The organism is Actinoplanes regularis (genome assembly GCF_900188005.1).
In the GTDB taxonomy this organism is placed as follows: domain Bacteria; phylum Actinomycetota; class Actinomycetes; order Mycobacteriales; family Micromonosporaceae; genus Actinoplanes; species Actinoplanes regularis.
This window is the reverse complement of record NZ_FZNR01000001.1, coordinates 58640-82190: the sequence shown is the minus strand read 5'-3', so window position 1 is coordinate 82190 and position 23551 is coordinate 58640. Positions and strand designations below refer to the sequence as shown.

At 70.6% G+C, this 23551-nt stretch carries 18 protein-coding genes and 1 riboswitch; of the genes, 9 read left to right on the top strand and 9 right to left on the bottom strand.

Annotated elements, in window-relative coordinates; all coding sequences use genetic code 11:
* The first annotated feature begins 254 nt into the window (after window positions 1-254).
* A riboswitch (cyclic di-GMP riboswitch) is annotated at window positions 255-332 on the top strand.
* Window positions 333-346: 14 nt separating this feature from the next.
* Complete coding sequence (locus tag CHC09_RS00330; protein WP_089290913.1) at window positions 347-2869, top strand: Calx-beta domain-containing protein; 2523 nt, start codon at window positions 347-349, stop codon at window positions 2867-2869.
* A gap of 53 nt (window positions 2870-2922) precedes the next feature.
* Here CHC09_RS00330 and CHC09_RS00325 read toward each other — a convergent pair whose 3' ends face one another.
* The 3 genes from CHC09_RS00325 to CHC09_RS00315 are packed head-to-tail and all read right to left on the bottom strand — an operon-like array spanning window position 2923 to window position 7237.
* Complete coding sequence (locus tag CHC09_RS00325; RefSeq protein WP_089290912.1) at window positions 2923-4890, bottom strand: ABC transporter ATP-binding protein; 1968 nt, start codon at window positions 4888-4890, stop codon at window positions 2923-2925.
* Entirely contained in the window at window positions 4887-6623 is a 1737-nt protein-coding gene (locus CHC09_RS00320; protein WP_089290911.1) for an ABC transporter ATP-binding protein, read from the bottom strand. The genes CHC09_RS00325 and CHC09_RS00320 overlap by 4 nt, the downstream gene beginning before the upstream one ends.
* On the bottom strand, window positions 6617-7237 hold the full coding sequence (locus tag CHC09_RS00315; protein ID WP_089291767.1) for a TetR/AcrR family transcriptional regulator: 621 nt from the start codon (window positions 7235-7237) through the stop codon (window positions 6617-6619). Before CHC09_RS00315 ends, CHC09_RS00320 begins: the two co-directional genes overlap by 7 nt.
* A gap of 97 nt (window positions 7238-7334) precedes the next feature.
* On the opposite strand from CHC09_RS00315, the gene CHC09_RS00310 reads away from it, so the two are divergent.
* Complete coding sequence (locus CHC09_RS00310; RefSeq protein ID WP_089290910.1) at window positions 7335-8990, top strand: sulfatase-like hydrolase/transferase; 1656 nt, start codon at window positions 7335-7337, stop codon at window positions 8988-8990.
* Window positions 8991-9168: 178 nt separating this feature from the next.
* Here CHC09_RS00310 and CHC09_RS00305 read toward each other — a convergent pair whose 3' ends face one another.
* Window positions 9169-10134, bottom strand: coding sequence for an Acg family FMN-binding oxidoreductase (locus tag CHC09_RS00305; protein ID WP_089290909.1), 966 nt, complete (start codon window positions 10132-10134; stop codon window positions 9169-9171).
* A 77-nt stretch (window positions 10135-10211) separates the two neighbouring features.
* Here CHC09_RS00305 and CHC09_RS00300 point away from each other — a divergent pair, with 77 nt between their 5' ends.
* Entirely contained in the window at window positions 10212-10913 is a 702-nt protein-coding gene (locus tag CHC09_RS00300; RefSeq protein WP_089290908.1) for an adenosylcobinamide amidohydrolase, read from the top strand.
* Here CHC09_RS00300 and CHC09_RS00295 read toward each other — a convergent pair.
* Entirely contained in the window at window positions 10837-11457 is a 621-nt protein-coding gene (locus CHC09_RS00295) for a DUF1684 domain-containing protein (protein WP_089290907.1), read from the bottom strand. The genes CHC09_RS00300 and CHC09_RS00295 overlap by 77 nt on opposite strands.
* Before the next feature lie 207 nt (window positions 11458-11664).
* Between CHC09_RS00295 and CHC09_RS00290 the strand changes: the two genes are divergently transcribed.
* Window positions 11665-12648: a class I SAM-dependent methyltransferase gene (locus CHC09_RS00290; RefSeq protein WP_239138127.1), complete on the top strand. Its 984-nt coding sequence runs from the start codon at window positions 11665-11667 to the stop codon at window positions 12646-12648.
* An 81-nt stretch (window positions 12649-12729) separates the two neighbouring features.
* Here CHC09_RS00290 and CHC09_RS00285 read toward each other — a convergent pair whose 3' ends face one another.
* Complete coding sequence (locus tag CHC09_RS00285; protein ID WP_179276898.1) at window positions 12730-13533, bottom strand: HAD family hydrolase; 804 nt, start codon at window positions 13531-13533, stop codon at window positions 12730-12732.
* Window positions 13534-13664: 131 nt separating this feature from the next.
* Between CHC09_RS00285 and CHC09_RS00280 the strand changes: the two genes are divergently transcribed.
* From CHC09_RS00280 to CHC09_RS00260, 5 genes are all read left to right on the top strand, one after another.
* A complete protein-coding gene (locus CHC09_RS00280) occupies window positions 13665-14819 on the top strand; it encodes an NAD(+)/NADH kinase (protein WP_089290905.1) in 1155 nt (384 codons plus the stop codon).
* Between the two features lie 6 nt (window positions 14820-14825).
* Window positions 14826-16484, top strand: coding sequence for an NAD(P)/FAD-dependent oxidoreductase (locus tag CHC09_RS00275; protein WP_089290904.1), 1659 nt, complete (start codon window positions 14826-14828; stop codon window positions 16482-16484).
* Between the two features lie 2 nt (window positions 16485-16486).
* On the top strand, window positions 16487-17956 hold the full coding sequence (locus tag CHC09_RS00270; protein WP_089290903.1) for an ATP-binding protein: 1470 nt from the start codon (window positions 16487-16489) through the stop codon (window positions 17954-17956).
* Between the two features lie 142 nt (window positions 17957-18098).
* A complete protein-coding gene (locus tag CHC09_RS00265; RefSeq protein WP_089290902.1) occupies window positions 18099-20876 on the top strand; it encodes an MXAN_6230/SCO0854 family RING domain-containing protein in 2778 nt (925 codons plus the stop codon).
* A 12-nt stretch (window positions 20877-20888) separates the two neighbouring features.
* Window positions 20889-21299 (top strand): SRPBCC family protein, encoded by a 411-nt coding sequence (locus CHC09_RS00260; RefSeq protein WP_239138123.1) that lies wholly within the window; start codon window positions 20889-20891, stop codon window positions 21297-21299.
* Here CHC09_RS00260 and CHC09_RS00255 read toward each other — a convergent pair.
* From CHC09_RS00255 to CHC09_RS00245, 3 genes are all read right to left on the bottom strand, one after another.
* Entirely contained in the window at window positions 21296-22168 is an 873-nt protein-coding gene (locus CHC09_RS00255) for a class I SAM-dependent methyltransferase (RefSeq protein ID WP_089290900.1), read from the bottom strand. The genes CHC09_RS00260 and CHC09_RS00255 overlap by 4 nt on opposite strands.
* Before the next feature lie 100 nt (window positions 22169-22268).
* The gene (locus tag CHC09_RS00250; RefSeq protein ID WP_089290899.1) at window positions 22269-22775 is read right to left on the bottom strand and encodes a mycothiol transferase; all 507 of its coding nucleotides are present in this window, start codon (window positions 22773-22775) and stop codon (window positions 22269-22271) included.
* Between the two features lie 14 nt (window positions 22776-22789).
* Window positions 22790-23473, bottom strand: coding sequence for a hypothetical protein (locus tag CHC09_RS00245; RefSeq protein ID WP_089290898.1), 684 nt, complete (start codon window positions 23471-23473; stop codon window positions 22790-22792).
* Window positions 23474-23551: the final 78 nt, after the last annotated feature.

Here is a 23551-nt window from a genome sequence, read left to right as displayed (position 1 = left end):
GAACTACGGATGCTCGATGTAGGAGTTTCGCGTTTTTCCTGTTCAACCCATTTATAGCCGGTACGATCACGCGCCTCCTGTGCGCCGGATGCCATCGGAATGTGAAGTTTCTTCGTCGGGAAAAGGCGTTCCGCCGAGATGGGTCCGATATGCCGGTTAGATTACGGATGGCTCCGCCTCACGCGGCTTGTCAGTCCGCGTTTGCGCTGCTGAGGGCCGGTTTCAACCGATGCCCCGACCGCCTCAAGGTGCGGTACCCGAACAGGCAACCTCGTCGAGTGGCGAGGACGCAAAGCCAGGGGCCTCCCGTCGGAGGTTGCCCAGCCGCCGAAGGAGAAAGAAACACATGCGCTATCGACAAGCCCATGCAGCCAAGAGCGGCTCGGTTCCGTTCATGCTGCGTGGCCCGAAGCCCTTGCGAACGGCCGTCTCAGCGGCCCTCGCCGGCGTCATCGGCCTGGTTCCGGTGACCTTTATCGCGTCGCCCGCCGCAGCGGTCACCGCCGCGTCGTACACACTGGCCGCAACGCCGAACCCGGTGGTGGAGAAGGCCGGTGCGAAGGTCACGATTACGGCCACCCTGAGCGAGACCTCCGCCACACCGACGACCATTGATCTCACCACTGGCGGCGGCACCGCGACCCCGGACGTCGACTACGTGTCGACGACTACCACCCCCGTCGCCATCACCATCCCGGCCAATACCCTCACGGGCAGCGCCGAGATCGGGATCATGAACGATGGCGTGAAGGACCAGTTGGACTCCGAGTCCTTCAACGTCACCGGCGCCCTGACCGGCGCCGCACCCGTGCTCACTGTCGTCAACATCGAGGATGCGCAGAAGACGCCCAAACTGACGCTCTCCGGCCCCGGCTCCACCGAGGAGGGCGACGACGCCACGTTCACGATCACCCCGGACGTCCTCTCGGAACTGCCGATCACCGTGCAGTGGAATTCCGTGGATCCGACCGTGGTGTCAGGCCACGGTACGGCCACGGCCGGCAAGGACTTCACCTACCCGGGCAGCCGGACAGTCACCATCCTGGCAGGGGGCCCCTCGGGGACGATCACCATCCCGACTGCCGACGATTCGACCTTCGAGGGCTTCGAGGACTACGCGATTGAGCTCGCCAGCCCGACGAACGCGGTGCTTGGGACGCCCAGCAAGGTGACCAGCACGATCGCTGATCCCGCGAGCCAAGTCGCTCCGACCGTGACGTTCGCCCCGACTGCCGTGGCAGAAGGCAATTCAGGCCAGAAGGCGCAGGAGTTCACCGCCTCACTGGACGTGGCCGCCGGTCTCCCTCTCAAGGTGGACTGGAGAACGGCGCCAGCGGGTGTCGGCCCCGGGTTCGCGATCGAGGGTAGGGACTATCTGGCGGCCCACGGCAGTCTGACCTTCCCGGCGGACAGCACGAAGCAGACTTTCACCGTCGACATCATCGGCGACACCATCGACGAGGGGCCGGACCCGCGGGTCGGACCCGCCGACGGTGAGGTCTTCAACATCGTGCCGTCGGGTGTCGTCGGCGCGATCACTCCGACGCTGGGCAGCCCGGAAACGGCGATCACGATCACCGACGACGACGCAGCGCCGACCGCGAGCTTCGGTGACCTGGCGGTGAAGGAGGGCGACGACGCGAACCCGGTCCTTCTGCCGATCAAACTCCAGGGCTCCAGCGACCAGCCCATCACGTTCGACATCGTCGACGCGGGCACCGGAACCGCTGCGTCGACCTCGGCCACGATCGCGGACCCGCTTCTTGTCATCGGCGGCTACGACTACAGCCTGCTCAACGCGACGGCCACAATCCTGCCGGAGCAGAGCAGCGGTTATGTCGCGGTCCTCGTCAACGGCGACACGATGTTCGAGACCAACGAGACCGTCAACCTGACCGCGACGCCGGCCAGCGGAGATGCCGGCTGGCTGACCGCGCCGGGTACCGACGCGGCCGTTCTGACGCTCGACAACGATGACAAGGCGCCGAATCTGCAGATCGACAGCGCCACCGGCAAGGAAGGCGACACGGTCGCCGTCACCGGCACCGTCACCGGCACCGCGCAGGCGGAGACGAGGCTGACCATCAGTTTCGCGGGCAAGGCCGCTGGTGGCAACCGCGCAGCCGACACCGGCGACTTCACCAACCCTGGCTCCAAAGAGGTCATCATCGCGCCGGGAACCCCGTCCGGAACGGTCATTCCGGTAGCGAGCATCAAGCTGACGGAGGACAGCGAGGCCGAGCCGTCCGAGTCGATCGTCGTGTCGGGCACCGGTTTCGGCAACACCGGCACGGTCACCGAGGGTGTCGTGACGATCGAGGGCACCGCCGTGCCGATCAAGCCCACTCTCACGGCGGTTCCCACCACGACGGTGGGTGTTGCCACGGTTAAGTTCGCCGGTAAGGCCACCGCGAGCTCCGCGGTCACGCTGTGGGGCAAGGCGATGGGCAGCACCAGCTTCAGCAAGCTCAGGGAGACCACGAGCGACGCCAACGGCAACTACTCGTTCTCCTTGGCCCTGAGCCGCGGCTTCGTCCTGCACACCTCGGTCGGCGAGACCTACTCGAAGGACGTGACGGTCAAGGTTCAGCAGAAGCCGACCCTGACGGCCACTTCGCCGAGCAAGGACAAGGTCTCGATCACGGTCACGGGTGACCCGAAGGCCGCCGGCTCCACGGTGGCGGTGCAGAGCCTCGTCGGCGGCGCCTGGAAGACCCTGTACACGGGGAAGCTGGGCACCAACGGCAGCTACGCGAAGTCCATCACGACCACGGCCAGCACGCTGACTCTGCGGGCCTCGGTCTACGGCAACAGCGCGAGGGGCATCCTGTTCGGCACCTCGGCCACGAAGAAGATCACCGTGAAGTAAGCAAGTTGCACCAATGAGACGGGGGCGGCCATCCGGCCGCCCCCGTTCCATGTTCAGTCCACTTCGGCGACGGCTTGGGCGAACTGGGCCGAGTACAAGCGGGCGTACGCCCCCTCGGCCGCGATCAGCTCGTCGTGCGTGCCCTGCTCCACGATCGTCCCGTTCTCCATCACCAGGATCAGGTCCGCGTCGCGGATGGTGGAGAGCCGGTGTGCGATCACGAAGCTGGTCCGGCCGGTCCGTAGCATGCTCATCGCCCGCTGGATCAGCACCTCGGTGCGGGTGTCGACCGAGCTGGTCGCCTCGTCCAGGATCAGGATGCTCGGCTCGGCCAGGAACGCCCGCGCGATCGTGATCAGCTGCTTCTGACCGGCGCTGACGTTCGAGCCCTCCTCGTCGATCGTCGTCTCGTAGCCCTCGGGGAGCATCCGGACGAACCCGTCGACGTGCGCGGCCTCGGAGGCCCGGGTGATCGCCGCGTGGTCGTGATGGTCGGCCCCGTACGCGAGGTTCTCCGCGATCGTCCCGCCGAACAGCCAGGTGTCCTGCAGGACCATCCCGATCTGCTCGCGCAACTGTTCGCGCGGCATCGTGGCGATGTCCACCCCGTCCAGGGTGATCCGCCCACCGGTCACGTCGTAGAACCGCATCAGCAGGTTGACCAGCGTGGTCTTGCCGGCACCGGTCGGCCCGACGATCGCCACGGTCTGTCCCGGCTCGACCGCGAGCGACAGGTTCTCGATCAACGGCTTGTCCGGGGTGTAGCGGAACGACACGTTTTCGAACGCGATCCGTCCCTGCACCGACGGCATCTCCAGCGGCGCCGGGTCCGGGGTCTGCTCCTCCGCGTCGAGCAGGGCGAACACCCGCTCGGCCGAGGCCACGCCGGACTGCACCAGGTTGGCCATGCTGGCGACCTGGGTGAGCGGCTGGCTGAACTGGCGGCTGTACTGGATGAACGCCTGCACGTCGCCGAGCGAGAGCGAGCCGGATGTCACCCGGAGGGCGCCGACGACCGCGACCAGCACGTAGTTGACGTTGCTGATGAACATCATGGCCGGCTGGATCAGTCCGGAGATGAACTGGGCGCGGAAGCTGGACGCGTACAGCTTGTCGTTGTGTTCGCGGAACGTCTCCCCGGCCTCGTGCTGCCGGCCGAAGACCTTGACCAGCGAGTGCCCGGTGAACATCTCCTCGATGTGGCCGTTGAGCTGGCCGGTGGTCTTCCACTGGGCGACGAACTGCGGCTGGGCCCGCTTGCCGATCGTCTTGGTCAGGTAGAACGAGACCGGGATGGTGACCAGCGCGATCAGCGCCAGCAGCGGCGAGATCCAGAACATCATCCCGAGTACGCCGACGACCATCAGCAGTGCCGTGACCAGCTGCGCGAACGTCTGCTGGAGGGTCTGCGCGATGTTGTCGGTGTCGTTGGTGGCACGGCTGAGCACCTCACCGCGCGGCTGCTTGTCGAAGTACGACAGCGGCAGCCGGGACAGCTTCGCCTCGACCTCGTTGCGCAGGTCGTAGACGGCGGTCTGCACCACCCGCGCGGTGATCCGGCCCTGGAACACGCCGAACACCCAGGCGAACAGGTAGACGATGACCACCCAGGCCAGCACCCGCATCAGCTTGTCGAAGTCGATGCCCTGACCGGGGATCACGTTGTTCATCCCGGCCAGCAGGTCGGCGAACTTGTTGTCGCCGTGCTGGCGCAGTGCCTCGACGGCCTGCTCCTTGGTCGTGCCGGGCGGGAATGATCCGCCCAGCTTCTTGCCGACCACACCGTTGAAGATCACGTCGGTGGCGTGGCCGAGCAGACGCGGGCCGAGCACCGACAGGAACACCGAGGCGACGCCGAAGAGCAGGACCAGGCCGACCAGCGTCCGCTGCGGCTTGAGCAGGCCGAGGAGGCGTTTGGTGGAGCCCTTGAAATCTTGGAGCTTCTCCGGCGGTCCGCCGGCTCCCATCATCATCCGGGCGGCCGGCGGGCCGCCCGCCGGTGGCCTGTTGGGCGCGGTCATGCGGCGGCCTCCTGCTCGGTGAGCTGCGAAAGAACGATTTCCCGGTACGTCGGATTGCCGTCCATGAGTTCGTTGTGCGTACCGGTGCCGACGACCTTGCCGTCGTCCAGCACGATGATCCGGTCGGCGTCCCGGATGGTGCTGACCCGCTGCGCCACGATCACCACGGTCGCGTCCGCGATGTGGTCGGTGAGCGCCGCCCGCAGCGCCGCGTCGGTGGCGTAGTCGAGCGCCGAGAACGAGTCGTCGAACAGGTAGATCTCCGGCCGGTGCACCAGGGCCCGGGCGATCGCCAGCCGCTGTCGCTGACCGCCGGAGACGTTGGTGCCGCCCTGTGCGATCGGGGCGTCCAGTTGCTTCTCCATCGCCTCGACGAAGTCCTTGGCCTGGGCGATCTCCAACGCCTCCCAGAGCTCCTCGTCGGTGGCGTCCGGGTTGCCGTACCGCAGGTTCGTCGCGATCGTGCCGGTGAACAGGTACGGCCGCTGCGGCACGATGCCGACCAGCCGGGCCAGCAGATCCGGGTCGAGCTCGCGGACGTCCACACCGTCCACCAGCACGGTGCCCTCGGTGACGTCGAACAGCCGGGGGATCAGGTTGAGCAGGGTGGTCTTGCCGCTGCCGGTGGACCCGATGATCGCGGTGACCTCCCGCGGGTGGGCGACCAGGCGTACCTCGGAGAGCACCGCGGCCTCGGCCCCCGGATAGCGGAAGCTGACCTCGCGCAGCTCCAGCTCGCCGTGCCGGGTCACCTCGGTGACCGGCGCCGTGGGCGGCGTCACCGAGGTCTCGGTCGAGATGACCTCCTGGATGCGTTCGGCGCAGACCTCAGCGCGCGGAATCATGATGAACATGAAGGTGGCCATCATGATCGACATCAGGATCTGCATCAGGTAGCTGAGGAACGCGGTGAGCGCGCCGACCTGCATCGCACCGTCGTCGATCCGGTGCCCGCCGAACCAGAGCACCGCGATGCTGGAGAGGTTCACGATCAGCATCACGGTCGGGAACATCAGCGCCATGATCTTGCCGGCCTTCAGCGAGACCTGGGTCAGGTCGTCGTTGGCCACGTCGTAACGAGCCTGCTCACGCTCGTCCCGGACGAACGCCCGGATCACCCGGATGCCGGTGATCTGCTCGCGCATCACCTGGTTCACCCGGTCGAGCTTGACCTGCAGGCTGCGGAAGAGCGGCCGCATCCGGACGATGATCAGGCCGACCACGCCGACCAGGATCGGGATGATCACCAGGAGCAGGGCGGAGAGCGGGACGTCCTGGCGCAGCGCCAGCACGATGCCGCCGACGCACATGATCGGTGCGGAGACCATCAGCGTGAACGTGAGCAGCACCAGCATCTGGATCTGCTGCACGTCGTTGGTGGTCCGGGTGATCAGCGACGGGGCGCCGAACTGGCCGACCTCGCGCGCCGAGAACGTCTGGACCTGGGCGAAGAGCGATTCCCGCAGGTCCCGGCCGACCGCCATGGCGACTTTCGCGCCGAAGTAGACCGCGACACCCTGCGCGAGGATCTGCAGGACGGTGATGCCGAGCATCCCGCCGCCGACCAGCATCACGTAGCCGGTGTCGCCCTTGATCACGCCGTTGTCGATGATGTCGGCGTTCAGAGTCGGTAGGTAGAGCGTCGCGAGCGTCTGCAGGAACTGGAAGAGCACGATCAGGCCGATCGTGTTCCGGTACGGTCGCAGATGCCCGCGAAGCAGTTTGATCAGCACTTCGCTGGCTCCCCATGGTTGGAAAGAAAAATGCCGTCGAGCAGCAGCGACGCCAGGTCGGCGCCGCTGAACCTGGTCTCGTTGTCGCCGAACGGGCCGAAGATGTCGCCGCCGCAGTAGAGCAGGAGCAGGCGGGCCGCCCGGGCCGGCGAGATGCGAAGTGAGTCCGCGTCCGGCTCGATCACGGCGGTCACCGCGTTGTGCAGCACGGTCCGGGAAGCGGCCATCTTCTCGCGGGCCTCCGGGTTCTCCTCGTTCATGAAGATCAGCCGGCGGGCGGTGTGGAAAAGCTGTGCGTGCTCGGACATTCGGGCATGTACGATCTCGGCTGCCTCGGCGAGCCTGGTCCGCAGGTCGGCGGAGCGGTCGATCGCGGCCAGCGCGTCCAGGCTGGGCTGCGGGTCGAGCGCTTTGATGATCGAGCAGACGACGAGCTGGGTCTTGTTGTCGAAGACACCGAAGATGGTGCCCTCGGCGCAGCCCGCGGCATCGGCGATCTGCCGGGTGCTGACCTCGGGGCCGTGGGTGTGCAACAGCGGGATGGTCGCCGCGATCAGCGCGGCCCGCCGATCGTCCGGCGCCAGGGCCGGTTGTCGCCTGCGTCGGGATTCCACGGCGTTCACCCTAATGAGCGAGCACTCACTCATCCACTGACTTTTGTCATAGGCCTGTCGTCGAACCCGGAGCGGCATACTGGCGTATCAAGGGAACGTGAGCCAACCAAGCAAGCCGTACCGCCGGGTCATCCGCCATGTGACCACGGGTTTCGCCGCAGTCCTCGTCTTCCTCGCGCTGATCCTGCCGGACCAGATCACCCGGCTCCCGCCCGGCAACCACTGGTACACCGCGCTGGTGCGGATCCCGATCGAGGGGCTGATTGCCGGGGTCGTGCTGCTTCTCACGCCGGTCCGATGGCGCCGGTGGCTGGCGGCCGGGCTGGGCCTGCTGCTCGGCGCGCTGACCGTGGTCAAGCTGGTGGACATCGGCTTCTTCGCGGTGCTGGCCCGCCGGTTCGACCCGGTCCTGGACTGGACGCTCTTCGACGACGGCTTCAACTTCCTGATCGACTCGATCGGCAAGGCGTCCGCGACCGGCGTGGCGGTCGGTGCGGTCCTGCTCACCGTCGCGCTGATCGCCGGGATGACCTGGGCGATGATGCGGCTGACCACGGTCGCCGCCGGGAACCGGAAGCTCGCCTGGCCGGGCCTCGGCGTGGCCTCGGTGGCCTGGGTCGCCCTGTTCACGATGAGCGTCCAGCTGATCGGCGGCATCCCCGTCGCCTCGAGCGCCGCCGCCAACCTGGCCCAGGACACCGCGCTGGCGCTGCCCAGGGACCTCGCGGACAAGCGGAAGTTCGTGGCGGAGACCCTGGACGACAAGTACCGGGACGTCCCGGGCGATCAGTTGCTCACCGCGCTGCGCGGCAAGGACGTGGTCATCTCGTTCATCGAGAGCTACGGCCGGGACGCGGTGGAGAACCCGGCGTTCAACAGCACGGTGCTGACCACGCTCGGTGACGGCGACAAGAAGCTGGCCGCCGCCGGGTTCGCCGCCCGCAGCGGATGGCTCACCTCACCCACGGCCGGTGGCGGCAGCTGGCTGGCCCACTCCACCTTCCTGTCCGGGATGTGGGTCAACAACGAGTCGCGGTACCGCAGCCTGATGGCGACCGACCGGCTCACCCTGACCAGGTCGTTCAAGACCGCCGGGTACCGCACGGTCGGTATCGAGCCGGGCGTGATCTTCGCCTGGCCCGAGGGCCAGTTCTACGGCTACGACCAGGTCTACGACAAGGCGGCGCTGAACTATCACGGCCCGCAGTTCAGCTGGTCACCGATGCCCGACCAGTACGCGCTGTCGCAGTTCCAGAAGATGGAGTACGGCAAGGCGAACCGCGGCCCGCTGCTCGCCGAGATCACCCTGACCTCCAGCCACACCCCGTGGGCGCCGGTGCCGAGCATGCTCGACTGGGACCAGTTGGGCGACGGCAGCGTCTTCGGCCCGATGGCGAAGAGCACCACACCGAAGGAGGTGTGGAAGGACGACGCCAAGATCCGCACCGAGTACGGCCGCGCGGCCGCCTACTCGGTCGAGAGCCTGGTCGACTGGGCCGCCAAGTACGGCGACGACAACCTGGTGATGGTCTTCCTCGGCGATCACCAGCCGGCCTCGGTCGTGGTCGGCCAGACCGCCGGCCACGACGTGCCGATCACGGTGATCGCGAAGGACCCCAAGGTCCTCGACCGGATCGCCTCCTGGGGCTGGACCAGCAGCATCAAACCGGCCGCGGACGCCCCGATCTGGACCATGAACACGTTCCGCAACCGCTTCCTCGCCGCCTACGGCCCGGAGGGCGACCCGCACTGAGTTTATGGCCTCGCTTCGCTCGGCGGGCATTTCGCCCCTTGGGGGTCGATGCCGAGAGCACCAAAAACGACCACGCTGCGCTAGCCGTTTTTGGTGCTCTCGGCATCGACGGGCGAAATGCGTGGTGGGTGTGGTCAAACCTTGAGTCTGGGTGCGGTCAGCTTGAGTTTGGGTGTGGTCAGTCCTTGAGTTCGATGACCTGGGGGGCGGGGAGGCGCGGGGTGTGTGGGGGAGCGGTGTGCGCCGGGTCCTGGAGGCCGAGCCGGAGGGCGAGGTAGGGCACGCCGGTGCCGCCCAGCATCCAGCGCAGCGACTCCCGGGTGAACGGGACCTCGATCGGCGCACTGAGCGGAAGCACGCTCACCGCGTGCTCGGTCGCCGACAGCCACAACGCGCTGAGCGCCTCGCCGGCCCGCAACCAGTCCGCCTCGGTGTCACCCGGGCCGTACAGAACGGCGTACGTCGCGAAACGATCGTGTCCCTCACCGGCCTGGACCGTCCCGGGGGTCTGGAAGTCACGCTCCGCGACCGTGGTCAACGGCAACTCGGCGGGCAGCGCCGAGGACGGGATGCCGGTGCCCTCCGGCCGCTCGCCACCCACCCAGGTGGCCAGCTCCGCGCTGAGCCGGTCACGCTCGTCGGAGGGCCCGGTCGCCTCCGCCCGCTCGACCGCGACCGCCAGCTGGAGAACCTGGTCCCGGCCCAGCACATGCAGCCGCGCGCCGGCCTGCTCGGCCGTCTTGACCAGCTCGGTCAGCACCGTCTCGGACACCGCCTCGTCGCGGACCGTGCGCCGGTCGGTGCGGCGCACCCGGAGCATCTGCAGGTGCCGGGTCGCCTCCGGCTCGACGGGCCGCCGGTCGGCGGGCGTGATCACCGCGAGCGGCTCGGTCCCGGGCCGGTCCACCCGGTAGGTCCAACCCTCCGCGTTCAGCGCCACCTGCGCGTGGTGCAGCGCCGTACCGCAGCTGAGCAGCAGCATCCGAGCCTGCGGGTCGTGCTCGGTCAGCTGCCGCTCGGTGACCGCGAACAGCTCCAGCCGATCGGCCCGGACCACCCACCGCCACGGCTGGGTGTTGTGGATCGAGGGGGCGAATCGAGCCGCGTCCGCTGCCTGGGCCAGTGCCTGCTTGACTTCGCTCATAGCTTGATTGTGCCGGTGCCGGGGACCTCCGATAAGGCCGAAAGCCCCGGAGCCGGCAGATCAAATAGGCTCGGGGCATGTTCGCTGAGCCGTCGCTGACCCACCGGAAGGAAGACGGGTACGAGGTGCCGCTGCTGTTGTGGCGGTTCCCGGAGCCCGTGCTCGCGGCCTCCAGCGCGGTTCTCGGCGGCGGCGTCGGGCCGCGCGAGTGGCTGATCAACGCGAGCGTCCCGATGTCCTATGCCCGCCCGGACCCGGAGGCGCACCTGGCCGAGCTGGCCGGGCAGCTGCACCTCACCGGGCCGGGGATCGGTCTGCTCACCGGCGTGGACGTGCACGATGTGGTGTCCGTGTGGGAGGACGGTGTGCAGGTCTACGCCACCGTCGGCCTGGGTGCACCGATCCAGGCCGCGGAGTCCGGGGTGACCGGTTTCGCCCACCGGCCCGGCACGATCAACATCGTCGTCTGGGTGCCGCAGCGGCTCGGAGACGGAGCGTTGGTCAACGCGGTCGCCACCGCGACCGAGGCGAAGGCGCAGGCGCTGGCCGAGCTGGGCCTCGCCGCCACCGGGACCGCGACCGACGCGATCTGCGTCCTCTGCCCGGTGGACGGCCCGCCCGCGGCCTACGGCGGCCCCAGGTCCCTGTGGGGTGCGCCGATGGCACGCGCGGTCTTCGAGGCCGTCCGCGACGGTGGCGCCGTCAACCTGTCCACCGGTCGCTCCTGGTCCGACCGGGCTGGTGATATGCCCGCTCACCCGCTTCGAGAGGATGCGTGATCCGGTTCTCCGGCGGGGCCAGGGGACAGGCCCAGCGTGGGTCGTACGCGCAGCTCGGGTTGTACAGGTAGTTGAAGTCGAGGCGGACCCGGTCGGCGCCGAGCCACCGCACGCCCCGGCCGTGCGTACCTTTGACGGTGTCGGTCAGGTAGCGGCCGCCGCCGTAGGTCTGGTCGCCGCAGGTCCCGTCGCGAACCGGGAGGAACAGTCCGCCGCCGTAGGCGGCGATCCACCAGAGCGTGAGTTCGCCGAACGGCGTCCGCAGAATCCCGGCCCGGGTGTAGCGGACCACCCCGTCCGGCCCGCCGGTGTCGATCGCCAGCTCGCCGTCGGCGCTCTCGATCGGGACGTCCACGATCGCGGCGTCGTTCGCCGGGTAGTACGGCAGGCCGGCGAACGACCCGCGCTCCTCGACCGGGATCGGCGACTGCGGATGGGTCGCGAACAGTTCGTCGCGCCGTTTGCGGAAATCCGACAGGTCGGTCGCATCGAGATAGTGGCGCGCGACCGCAGCCCGGAAATCGGCCAGCTCCAGTGACTCCATGCCGAAAAGCTAGCCGCTGTCCGTAGCCGGTTCGACACGGTCACACACGCATTTCGCCCGTCGATGTCGAGAGCGTCAAAAACGGCTAGCGCAGCGTGGTCGTTTTTGACGCTCTCGACATCGACCCCGAGGGGCGAAATGCCCGCCGAGCGGAGCGAGGCCATGAGCAGAGCGGCGTTGCACAGGTCACTCGGGGACTGCATTCTGATGGGCGTGCCGCAACGGATTACCGAAGTCACCGCCCTGCTTGCCGCAATGCTGGCGCCACGGGCTCCGCTGACGGTGATCGTCGATGGCGGGGATCCCGGCGCGGCGGCCGTCTTCGCCGCCAAGCTCGCCGCTGCCTTTCCGGCCAGTTCCCGCGCGTGGAACATCGACGCCGTGCTCGGGCTGACCGGGCCGGGTGCGGATGGGTTCGACTCGGCGCTCAACGTGCTCGAACCGGCCACCGATCAGATCCTGGTCTACCTGCGCGGCGGCCCGCGGAACAGGTTCGCGGCCGGGGACGGCGAGAACCGGGCCCAGGTGGTGATCGACCACCGCGACCCGGAGTGGCCGGTGATCCGGCACGTGCACCCGTCCCTGGCCGACCCGGACCGGTGGTACCTCTCGGAGAGCCGGGCGTTCTTCGCGGCCCGCGCGGCGAACTGGGACGTCAAGTTCGGGGACGACCTGCCGGCGTACGCGAAGGCGGTCCAGGACTCCGGGGTGCGCCCCGGCGACGTCGTCCTCGACGTCGGTTGCGGCACCGGCCGGGCGCTTCCGGCGCTGGCCGGCGCGGTCGGCCCGGCCGGGCGGGTGCTCGGGCTGGACTTCACCCCGGACATGCTGATCGAGGCCGGCCGGGTCGGCCGGGACAGCGCGGCCGCCCTGATCGTCGCGGACGCCCGCCGCCTCCCGGTGGCGGACGGCGTCGCCGACGTGATCTTCGCGGCCGGCCTGGTCAACCACCTGCCCGATCCGGCGGCCGGCCTGGCCGAGCTGGCCCGGGCCACCCGCGGCGGCGGGCGCCTCGCGCTCTTCCATCCGATCGGGCGCGCGGCGCTGGCCACCCGGCACGGCCGCATGCTGCGCCCGGACGAGCCGCTCGGCGAGGCGCGGCTGGGCCCGCTGCTGGCCGGCGCCGGCTGGGTGCTGACGTCGTACGAGGACGGCGACAATCGCTTCCTCGCGCTGGCTACCCGTCTCTGACGAGGACGCTGGCTACCCGTCTCTGACGAGGGGCCTGGCTACCGTCTCTGACGAGCGCCTGGCCGCCCGCCCCTGACTGGGTCACAAGGTGATCAGGCCGAGCGCGGCGAGGTGATGGGCGAACCCGTCGTCGGCGACGCCCGGAGCCCGCACGGTGGCGGCCGCCCGTACCGCCGGATGCGCCTCCCCGATCGCGACCGAGTGACCGACCAGCGCGAACATGCTCAAATCGTTCGGCATGTCACCGAAGGCGACGGTGTGCGCCGGTGCCACCCCGAGCCAGTCCAGCGCCCGCGACACCCCGGCCGCCTTGTCCACGCCGGGCGGAACGATCTCGACCATCCTCGGCGCCGAGTAGGTGAGGGTGGCCCGCTCGGCGAAACCGGCCTCGGCCAGGCGCGCGATCAGCTCGTCCGAGGTGAGCACGGCGTGTCGGATCGCCGCCCCGTAGGCCGGCTGGTCGGCGATGTCGTCGAGGCCGACCGGCCGCCACGGCTCGGCCGGTGTGCGGCCGCGCAGCTCCAGGTACTCCGGGGTGAGGTCCCAGGACGCCACCCCGAACACGGCCATCCCGGCGCCGGGCAGGGCGCGGACGAACCCGGCCAGGTCCCGCAGGTCGTCCCCGGGCAGGGTGCGCTGCCAGAGCGTACGGCCGGTCTCCGGGGACCAGCCGAGCGCGCCGCCGTGACAGACCGCGACCGCCAGGTGCCCGGCGAACGCGCCGAGCCGCAGCACGCCGTTGCGGGTCCGGGCGGTGGCGGCCAGCAGTGGCACCCCGCGGTGACGCAGTTGGGCGGCGGCGTTCAGGGTGGCCGGGCTGATCACGTCGTCCGAACCGACCACGGTGCCGTCCAGGTCGGTGACCACTGCCCGCCACTGCGTCATGCCGGCATTCAACATCACGGGTACGGCATCCCGCCGCCCCGCACATCTGGAGTGCTTCCCGCCACGGCGGCGAAGGTCACCGATCTTGCCCACGGCGTGCAAGGCTGGCACCGGGACGAAGGGGGACGCGGATGGGCATGATCAATGTGGTCGGTCTGGTGCTGCACCCGCGCCGTGACTGCGGGTCGGCGGTCGACACCATCGTGAAGTGGGCCGCCGCGCGTGGCGTGACCGTGCTGGGCCTGCCCGACGAGATCACCCGGATCGACTGCACCGCGGTCCCGGTCTCCGCGCGGGAGTTGGTGGAGCGCTCCGGCCTGCTGGTGAGCCTCGGTGGCGACGGCACCATGCTGCGCACCATGCGGCTCGTCGAGGGCGGCAAGACGCCGGTGCTGGGGGTGAACGTGGGGCGGCTCGGCTTCCTCGCCGAGGTCGACCTGCCGGATCTGCGGGGCGCGCTCTCGTCGATCGACGAACATTCGTACCGGATCGAGTCGCGCACCGCGGTGAAGACCACTCTGCCGGACGGGCGGACGGTGACCGCCTTCAACGACATCGCCCTGGTCCGGGTGCCCGGCCACGGGCTGGCCGCGGTCGGGATCCGGGTCGAGGGCAAGCGCTTCGTCAACTACGCGGCCGACGCGGTGCTGGTCGCCACCCCGACCGGTTCGACGGCGTACAGCTTCTCGGCCGGCGGCCCGATCGTCTCGCCGAACGTGGAGGGTCTGATCGTCAGCGCCGCCGCCGCGCACTCGTCGTTCAACCGCTCCCTGGTGCTGGACACCTCCGAGCAGCTCTGCCTGGACGTGCTGCCCACCAGCGGCCGCCTGGCCATCGAGGTCGACGGGATCATCGAGGGGTATGCGGAGGCGGGCGCCGCCATCGAGATCACGCCCGTCCCGGCCGCCGCCCAGGTGATCCGTTTCGGACGCACCTCGTTCTACGAGCGGGCCCGGCGCAAGCTGCGGGTCGAGGGCAGCGCCCAGGCCGGCGACTGGGACGTCGGCGACGCGGTCGTGGTGGACAGCTTCGAGCAGGCTCGCTACGAGGTGGTGGTCGGTGGCGAGGTCGCCGGGATGCTGCACTACCGCCGGCACGGCGACCGGATCGAGCTGCTGCACACCGAGGTCGACCAGGCGTTCTCCGGGCGGGGGCTGGCCGGTCGGCTGGCCGCCGCGGCGCTCGCCGACGCGCGCTCGCGGGCCGTCCCGGTCGAGGCCGGCTGCCCGTTCGTGGCCGGCTACCTGGAGCGCCACCCCGAGTTCAACGACGTGGAACTGAGGTAACGAGACATGGGACAACCCGCGATCCTCACCGTCGACGACGATCCCTCGGTCTCCCGCGCCATCGCCCGCGACCTGCGTCGCCGCTACGCCGACCGGTACCGGGTGATCCGGGCCGGCTCGGCGGCCGAGGCCCTCGACGTGCTGAAGGAGCTGAAGCTGCGCGGCGGCCGGGTCGCCGTGATGCTCGCCGACTACCGGATGCCGCAGATGAACGGCATCGAGTTCCTGGAGCAGGCGATGGACCTGTTCCCGCGCGCGCGGCGGGCGCTGCTCACCGCGTACGCCGACACCGACGCCGCGATCCAGGCGATCAACCTGGTCGACGTCGACCACTACCTGCTCAAGCCGTGGGATCCGCCGGAGGAGAAGCTCTACCCGGTGCTGGACGAGCTGATCGACGCGTGGCAGGCCGCCGGCGACCAGGAGCTGCCGGACGTCCGGGTGGTCGGGCACCGGTGGAGCGAGCCGTCCTTCCAGATCCGGGACTTCCTGGCCCGCAACCTGGTGCCGTACAAGTACTTCGGCGCCGACGAGCCGGAGGGCCGCCGCCTGATGGAGGCGGCGGACGCCGGGCCGGAGTCGATTCCGCTGGTGGTGACCGCCGACGGGCGGGCGCTGCCCCGGCCGAGCGTGCAGGAGGTCGCCGCGGCGGCCGGCCTCTCCACCAGCCCGGGCCGCGACTTCTACGACCTGATCATCGTGGGTGGCGGGCCGGCCGGGCTGGGCGCCGCGGTCTACGGCGGCTCGGAGGGCCTCAAGACGCTGCTGATCGAGCGCCAGGCGGTCGGCGGGCAGGCCGGGCAGAGCTCCCGGATCGAGAACTACCTCGGCTTCCCGGACGGGATCTCCGGCGCCCAGCTGACCGACCGGGCGCGGCGGCAGGCCGACAAGTTCGCCGCCGAGACGCTCAACACCCGGGAGGTCGTCGGGATCCGGACGGACGGCTCCGCCCGGACGCTGACGTTCGCCGACGGCGGCGAGGTCTCCGCGCACGCCGTCCTGCTCGCCACCGGGGTCTCCTACCGGCCGCTGGTGGCCGAGGGGGTCGCCGGCATGACCGGCTCGGGTGTCTTCTACGGCTCGGCGTCCACCGAGGGGCCGGCGTGCGCCGGGAGCGAGGTCTACATCGTCGGCGGCGCGAACTCGGCCGGGCAGGCGGCGCTCTTCTTCGCCAAGTACGCCCGGCGCGTCACCCTGCTGGTACGCGGTGACTCGCTGGAGAGCTCGATGTCGTACTACCTGATCCAGCAGCTCGCCCAGGTGGCGAACATCGAGGTGCGCACCCGGTGCCAGGTGGTCGGCGCGCACGGCGAGGGCCACCTGCAGGCGATCACCATCTGCGACGACAAGCAGGGGACGAGGGCCACCGTCGAGTGTGGCTACCTCTTCGTCTTCATCGGGGCGGAGCCGCGCACCGACTGGCTGGGGGACGTCGTGCTGCGGGACGAGAAGGGCTTCGTCCGTACCGGACCGGATCTCCTCGTCAACGGCGTGCGCCCGCGGGGATGGGATCGCGAGCGGGACCCGTTCTATCTGGAGAGCAGTGTTCCCGGCATCTTCGCCGCCGGCGACGTCCGGGCCAACTCGATCAAGCGGGTGGCCTCGGCGGTCGGTGAGGGCGCGATGGCCGTAGCGCTGGTCCATCGTTACCTGGAGGCGCAGTAGCCATGACCGTCGAACCCGAAGAGATCAGGCTCGAGCCCTGTGAGCCCGGCCGGCTCAGCGCGGACGAGCTGAAGACGTTGTTCCTCTTCGAGAAGCTCACCGACGATCAGCGGACCTGGATCGCCGGGCACGGCTGCACCATGCGGGTGCCCGGTGGTGGGCTGGTGCTGCGCGAGGGTGACCCGGCCGAACAGTTCTTCGTGCTGCTCAGCGGCACTGTCTCGCTGACCCGCCGGGTCGGCCGCGACGAGGTGCAGACCGTCCGGACCGAGCAGCGCGGCGTCTACATGGGCGCGACGAACGCGTACCTGCGCGACGACGGCCTGCCCCGCAGCTACCAGGCGTCCATGCGGGCGCTCTCCGACGCCGAGTTCTTCGTGCTCTCCGCCGCTGACTTCGGCTGGCTGATGCGGGAGTGGTTCCCGATGGCGATCCACCTGCTGGAGGGCCTGGCGCTGGGGATGCGAAGCTCGCAGGCGATGGTCGGGGAGCGGCAGCGGCTCCAGGCACTCGGCGCGCTCTCGGCCGGTCTGATGCACGAGCTGAACAACCCGGCCGCGGCCGCCGCCCGGGCCACCGGCGCGCTGCGCGAGCGGGTCGCCGCGATGCGGATGAAGCTCGGCAAGCTGGCCCAGGGCAAGGTCGCCCCGGACCGGCTGACCGCCCTGCTGAACCTTCAGGAGGAGGTCATCGAACGGGCCGCCAAGGCGCCGGTGCGGACCGCGATGCAGCTCGCCGACCTGGAGGACGAGCTCGGCGACTGGATGGACGAGCGCGGGGTCACCAACGGCTGGGACGTCGCTCCGGTCTTCGCCCAGGGAGGCATCGACGTCGACTGCCTCTCCGAGATCGAGTCCCGGCTGGACTCGCCGGAGCTGCTCGACCAGGCGATCCACTGGATCGGGTACGCCCTGGAGACCGAGCAGCTGATGAGCGACGTCGAGGACGCCACCGGCCGGGTGTCGTCGCTGGTCAACGCGGCCAAGCAGTACTCGCACCTGGACCGCGCGGCGCACCAGTGGATCGACGTCCACGCCGGGCTGGACAGCACCCTGGTCATGCTCGCCCACAAGATCGGCGAAGGGGTCCGGGTGGTCAAGGAGTACGACCGCACGCTGCCGCAGATCCCCGCCCACCCGGCCGAGCTGAACCAGGTGTGGACCAACCTGATCGACAACGCGGTGCAGGCGATGTCCGGGGCGGGCACGCTGACGATCCGGACGTACCGGGAGGACGAGCGGGTCGTGATCTCGGTCGGGGACACCGGTCCGGGCGTGCCGGAGGAGAACCGGAAGCGGGTCTTCGAGCCGTTCTTCACCACCAAGGCGGTGGGCGAGGGGACCGGGCTGGGGCTGGACATCTCGTATCGGATCGTGGTCAACGGCCACGGCGGCGACATCTCGCTGCGATCGGAGCCGGGGGACACCAGGTTCCTGGTCCGCCTGCCGCTGAGCGAACCCGCTTCGGCGTAAATCGGTTGGAGCCGCTCGTCGGTGATCTCTAGGATCGGGCTCGGCGATGGGCGGCTCCCCGCGGCGCTTCCTTCTACAACCTTTCTGACTGTGATAGCGCCGCTTCTCTCCGCCCATCGCCGCTTCTCACGGGGGTTGTTCGATGGATGCGGTCGCCACTGTTCTCTTGCGCCGGACGGCCCGGGTGCACCCACCGACCGGCGCGACGGAGTCGCCCGACAGCGCTGCCTGGGTCGCCACGATCGAGGCCGACCTCGCCGCCCGCGGCTGGGTTCTGCACCGCGACCTGCGTGCCGGTCTCCTCGGCGTCCTTCCGGGCGAACGGCGCCTCTGGGCCGGCTGGCTGTTGGCCGGCCTTGACGACCTGGTCGGCGCGGACCGTGACCTGACGCCGCTCTTCCGATCCTTTCCGGACACGCCGGACGTCGAGGCGCTGTTCGTCAACCGGCTGCTCACCCACCTGTTCGCCGCCGAGGGCGCGCCCTGCGTGCTCTGCGGTGAGGACGGGGTGGGCGCGCCGCTCGACCCCTGCGGCCACCTGGTCTGCCGCACCTGCTTCCCGCCCGCCGAGTTCAGCGGCTGCCCGATCTGCGGGCGCCGGATCTCCGCCGGCTCCGGCTACCTGCCGATGACCTCCGAGCGCGATCCGGCCGCGCCGGGGCCGGCGCTGCGGGTCCGCGTGCTGCGGCTCGATCCGGACCCGAAGATCAGCGCGGCCGAGGCGCGGGACCGGATCGTCGCGCGGCCGCACGGTCTGAGCCGGGCGGAACGGGACGACTTGCGTACGCTGGTGGCCGCCACCGAGCCGGACGACCTGACCTGGCTGCTCGCGCACTCCCCGGCTCGGGAGACGACAGCTGTCGTGATCGCGTGGGCGTTGCACGCCACCGCGCTGACCGCGAAGCACGCCGAGGTCATCGAGCAGGCGCGGAGTCTCTGGGGCACGGCGACCGACGTGGCGCGCACGCTGTGGGCGTACTCGGGTGGCGATCCCGGCCTGATCCTGCCGGCCGTCGAGGACCGGCCGCAGCGGCTGGTCGTGCCGGTGCCGCGGGTCCGGGCCTTCTCCCGGTCGCTACGCCGGGCGGCCCTCGCCCACCTCGACCGGTGTGGCGCCGCGACCGCCGCCGAGGACGTGCGGCGGCACCCGACGATCTGGAAGCGCCTGGCCGAGCGGCTGCATCCGTTCGAGCGGGTGACGGCCCACCCGGGGGCGGCCGTGGCGTTCGCGGCGCTGCGCGGCACCCGTACCGGCAAGGGCAGTCCGCTGGGCCAGGTGATCCAGACCGCCGTCGCCGATCAGCCGCGTCGGCTGGTCCTCGTCGAGGGCCCGGACGGGCGAATCGGCGTCCGGGTCCGGACGCACGCGGCCGAGGTGGAGGAGGCGCTGGCCCGGGAGGACGTCACCGGGGCGGTCCGCCTCCTCGCCGAACGACCGGGGCAGCTGTGGCGGCGGCTCGATCACCTGCTGCGGGCCGCCGGTGACGACACCTCGGTGGCGGCGGTCGTCGCCGCGGCCGAGGCGGCCGCCGGGCGGGTCGCGCCCGGGCTGATCGCGACCGCGAGCGCTGAGCTGGCCGGCCGGGACCGGACGGTGCCCAGCCCGGCACCCGAGCCGATCGGGGCCGTGGGCCAGGCGCTTCTCGCCGCCGATCCCCGGCGGGATTCCGTCATGGGCCGGTTGCGTGACGCGTTCTCGCGGATCGCGCCCGTCGCCACCCCGGTGGTGACCCGAGGGCGGCCCGCGGCGCCGGCACCCGGCACGCCGCGCCGGCTCTTCTTCCCGGCCAGTGACGTCGGGCGGACCTGGACCGCACCCGAGCGGCGCGACCCGCTCCCGCCCGAGGTCGTCGCCCGTACCGTGGGGATCGCCGACGCCGAACTGACCCGGCGCGCCGCCCGGCTCGACCGCTTCGACCTGGCCGTCATCGACGCCACCCTGGCCGACGTGCCCACCCCGCTGCGCGCCCGGGTCTCCTCCGGTGGGCTCGCCAACTGGCCGCGCGGCAGCCTGCGCGACCTCCCGCCGGGCGACCGCCTGCGCCTCTTCCTGCACTGGGAGGACACCGCCGAGCACCGGGTCGACCTCGACCTGTCCTGCGTGTTCTTCGACGAGAACTGGCGGAAGCTGGGCCACTGCGACTACACCCGCCTGCGCTACGGCGATGCCGCGGTCCACTCCGGCGATTTCACCTCGGCCCCGCCGCCCGCCGGCGCCACCGAGTACCTGGACCTGAACCTGCCTGAGCTGCGCCAGGCCGGAGCCCGGTACCTGGTGCCGGTCGTGCTCAGCTACAACAACGTGCCGTTCGAGCTGCTCAGCGAGGCGTTCGCGGGTCTCGCCGTGCACTGGAAGGGCAGCGGCCGTCAGTTCGACGCGTCCCGCGTCGCCCAGCGCTTCGACCTGCGCGGCAACGCGAAGGCCCTGATGCCGATGGTGATCGACGTGATCGGTGGCCGGCTCCTCTGGACCGATGTGAACCTCGCCGCCCGCGGCGCGAACCACAGCGTCGGCGGTCATGCCGGCCAGCTTGCCGGCACCGCGGCCGACCAGTGGGAGTACTTCGCGGCCGGCCCGCGCCCCACCCTGCTCGACCTGGCCGCCTGGCACGCCGCGGCCCGCGCCGACCGGGTGGTCCTGGCGTTCCCCGACGGCACCTACGCCACCCTGCCCTCCGGAGTCGCCGAGCCGACCGCGGGGGCGATCCGCGCGCTGGCCGGTGCGCCGCGCGACCCGGAGCCGCTCGACGCGACCGGATTGCGGGTGCTGGCCGCGGTGACCGACGCCGACACCCTGGGCGGGTACATTCCAGGGCAGCCCGCCGAGGGGTCGGTCGCGCTGACCGTGACCGGGTTCCCGGACGACCCCTGGCAGTCCGCCGACGCCGCCGAGTTGCTCGGCGCCCTCACCCCGGAGTGAATCTTGGCAACGGTGTCCGTGGAAACGATCGTCGACGTCCCGGCCGCATCGGTGTGGGATGCGATCGCCGACGTCGGCGCGGTCCATGAACGGCTCCTGCCCGGCCGGGTGTCCGCCACCGAGATCGACGGGGACCTCCGCATCCTCACCATGCCGAACGGTGCCCGGATCCGGGAGCGGATCGTCGCGATCGACCACGACCTGCGCCGCCTGGCCTACTCGGTGATCGAGGGGCAGGCGCTGCCGCTCACCTACCACCACGCCACGTTCCAGGTCGTCGAGGTGAACGGCCGTACCGGAGTCGTCTGGACGACCGACCTCCTCCCGCACGCGCTCGCGGGTGCGGTTCGGGCCCGCGTCGAGCGCGGCATCGTGGAGCTGAAAGCGGTCCTGGAAGCGGCCCGGAAGGCCGCTTCCCGCTAGATGTCCGCGACCGCGACCCGGCCGGAGCGGAACGAGGTCGTGTTCGTGTCCGTGTTCGCGTTCAGCATGCCGGCGGCCAGCGCGCGCAGGTGATCGTCACGGATCATGGTGAATCCGTGGCGCTCCAGCAGCCGGGCCATCTGCTTCGGCGTCCAGGCCGAGCGCCACGGCTCCGCGGCCCACGGGTTCGGCCGGTCGCTGAACTTGACCATCGTCTGGACCACGAAGCGGCCGAACCGCGCCGACGCCGACCGCGCCTGGTAGTTGACGATCAGCCGGCTCCCCGCCGCCGAGAGCGACGCCACCTGCTGAACCGTGCCGGCCGCCTGCTCCCGGGTCAGGTACGGCACCACGCCCTCCCACACCCAGGTGGTCGGCTCGGCGCCCCGGAACCCGCTCGCGGCGAGCGCGTCACCCAGCCGGTCCCGCCCGAAGTCCACCGGGACGAAGGTCGGCGGCTTGCCCTCCAGAGCCCCGGCCCGATCCCGCTTGTCCTGCTGGGAGGCGGACTGGTCGACCTCGTACACATCGCTGTCGGTCAGCTCCGGCATCCGCCAGGCCCGCCCGTCCAGCCCCGCGCCGAGGATCACCACCTGTGGCGTACGCCGTTCCCGCAACGCCTCGTCGATGGCGACCGTCCGCGGCACCATCATCTCGGCGCAGCGGGCCACCATCTCGTACCCGACCCGGCCGCTCCAGTCCGCGGGCCGGTGCCCCGCGCGGACCTGCTCGACCGTGACCCGCTCCTCGTCGCGGAGCAGCGCGAGCGCGGTCGGGTCGGCGAACCGTCCCGCGGCGAGCCGCTGATGTGCCGCGGCCCGGCCCTGACAGACGAGAACCGCGGTCTGACTCGCACGTTGCTCCGGCATGATCGCCTCCTCGGCGCGAGGGTATCCCGCCCGGTCCTCCGGGAAGCAGGCGCGCGCCGCCGTCCCCGGAAGGAGGCGTACGCGGCCCGCATCCCGCCGGTCACCGGGGCAGCACGCCCCGGAGGTAGGCGGCCTGCCCAGCGTGCTGGGCGTCGTCGTCGTACATGCTGACCAGCCGGGTGCCGAGGGTGACCGGGGGATCCCAGGCACGATCGACGATCCGGTCCAGGTCCGCGTCGGTCAGACCGGCCAGGAAGGCCAGAGTCTTTCCGTGTACGGCCTGGTAGTACTCGCTCAACGCCTGAGCGCTCGCCGGCACCACCGTGGCCACGTCGGCCGCGCTGTGGCCGTACCCGGTGTCGGACGGGTCCGGCTTGCGACCGAACCGGCCGGCCCATTCGCCGGTGATGTAGACCTGCTCGGCGTCGAGGAGCTCGGCCAGGTGGCTGTCCTGCACCCGGGTGAGGTGCCAGACCAGCCAGCCGATCGAGTTCGCGCCCGGCTGCGGGGTCCAGCGGAGCTGCTCCGGGGTCAGGCCACGGATCGCGGTGTCGACCAGGTCGGGCAGTCGGCCGTACGCGTCCTCGAGAACACCCTTCGCGTCCATCCTCGATCTCCCTCCTACCGCTGTGGTTGCTCCGCGGTGCCCTGCTGCTGATCCTGATCGGTGCCGCCGGTCGGCGTCGGCTCGGCCGGCGTCGGCTCGGCCGGCGCCCCGGTGGTCTGTTCCAGCGTCGGTTCAGCGGTCGTCGGCTCCGGTGCCTGCGTACCGTCATCGGTCGTATCAGAATCGGTCGGCGTGCCGGTCGGCGCCGGAGCCTGGTTCCTGTCGCCGTCCTCGGAGTGGGCGTCGCTCCAGTTGAACACGGTCGGCGCCCCGCTGTCCCGCCCGCCGGTGGCATCCGCGGCGGATCGCCCGGCCAGCAGTTCGGCCACGGTGAGCGTGCCGATCGCGAGGACGAAGAGCGCCCCGGCCACCAGCCCGATCCGCTTCCAGCGCAGCCGTCTCGGTGTCCCGGACGGCGGCGCCTCCTCCGGATCGGCCGCGGCCACCTCCGGCGTGCTGACGGCGGCCGGCGCGGTCACGAACGCGGCCTGCAGCCTTCTGGTGCCGCGGTCCAGGTAACGGTGGTAGATCTCGGTGCCGACCGAGCTGACCAGACTGGCCAGCGCGGCACCGGCGATCGTGCCGGCCATCCCGAGGAAGGAGCCGAGCACCGCGGCGGAGACCGCCGCGAGAGTGCCGGCGATGGTCTTGGGGATGTCGATTCCGGCGCGTGCCCGAGGTTGCGCGTGCTCAGACATGTGCCCCCTCTCAGTCGCGCCAGCTATCCGCCTTAACCGCTCGACTCGCCGCCAAACCCCGCCACCTCATCCGTTCAG

What these genes read in the sequence shown, in the direction of transcription:
- CHC09_RS00325 (WP_089290912.1), bottom strand. Translation starts at nt 4,890, where the DNA reads ATGACCGCGCCCAACAGGCCACCGGCGGGCGGCCCGCCGGCCGCCCGG.
- CHC09_RS00265 (WP_089290902.1), top strand. Translation starts at nt 18,099, where the DNA reads ATGGATGCGGTCGCCACTGTTCTCTTGCGCCGGACGGCCCGGGTGCAC.
- CHC09_RS00255 (WP_089290900.1), bottom strand. Translation starts at nt 22,168, where the DNA reads ATGCCGGAGCAACGTGCGAGTCAGACCGCGGTTCTCGTCTGTCAGGGC.
- CHC09_RS00305 (WP_089290909.1), bottom strand. Translation starts at nt 10,134, where the DNA reads ATGAGCGAAGTCAAGCAGGCACTGGCCCAGGCAGCGGACGCGGCTCGA.
- CHC09_RS00270 (WP_089290903.1), top strand. Translation starts at nt 16,487, where the DNA reads ATGACCGTCGAACCCGAAGAGATCAGGCTCGAGCCCTGTGAGCCCGGC.
- CHC09_RS00275 (WP_089290904.1), top strand. Translation starts at nt 14,826, where the DNA reads ATGGGACAACCCGCGATCCTCACCGTCGACGACGATCCCTCGGTCTCC.
- CHC09_RS00280 (WP_089290905.1), top strand. Translation starts at nt 13,665, where the DNA reads ATGGGCATGATCAATGTGGTCGGTCTGGTGCTGCACCCGCGCCGTGAC.
- CHC09_RS00300 (WP_089290908.1), top strand. Translation starts at nt 10,212, where the DNA reads ATGTTCGCTGAGCCGTCGCTGACCCACCGGAAGGAAGACGGGTACGAG.
- CHC09_RS00285 (WP_179276898.1), bottom strand. Translation starts at nt 13,533, where the DNA reads ATGACGCAGTGGCGGGCAGTGGTCACCGACCTGGACGGCACCGTGGTC.
- CHC09_RS00295 (WP_089290907.1), bottom strand. Translation starts at nt 11,457, where the DNA reads ATGGAGTCACTGGAGCTGGCCGATTTCCGGGCTGCGGTCGCGCGCCAC.
- CHC09_RS00245 (WP_089290898.1), bottom strand. Translation starts at nt 23,473, where the DNA reads ATGTCTGAGCACGCGCAACCTCGGGCACGCGCCGGAATCGACATCCCC.
- CHC09_RS00330 (WP_089290913.1), top strand. Translation starts at nt 347, where the DNA reads ATGCGCTATCGACAAGCCCATGCAGCCAAGAGCGGCTCGGTTCCGTTC.
- CHC09_RS00250 (WP_089290899.1), bottom strand. Translation starts at nt 22,775, where the DNA reads ATGGACGCGAAGGGTGTTCTCGAGGACGCGTACGGCCGACTGCCCGAC.
- CHC09_RS00290 (WP_239138127.1), top strand. Translation starts at nt 11,665, where the DNA reads ATGGGCGTGCCGCAACGGATTACCGAAGTCACCGCCCTGCTTGCCGCA.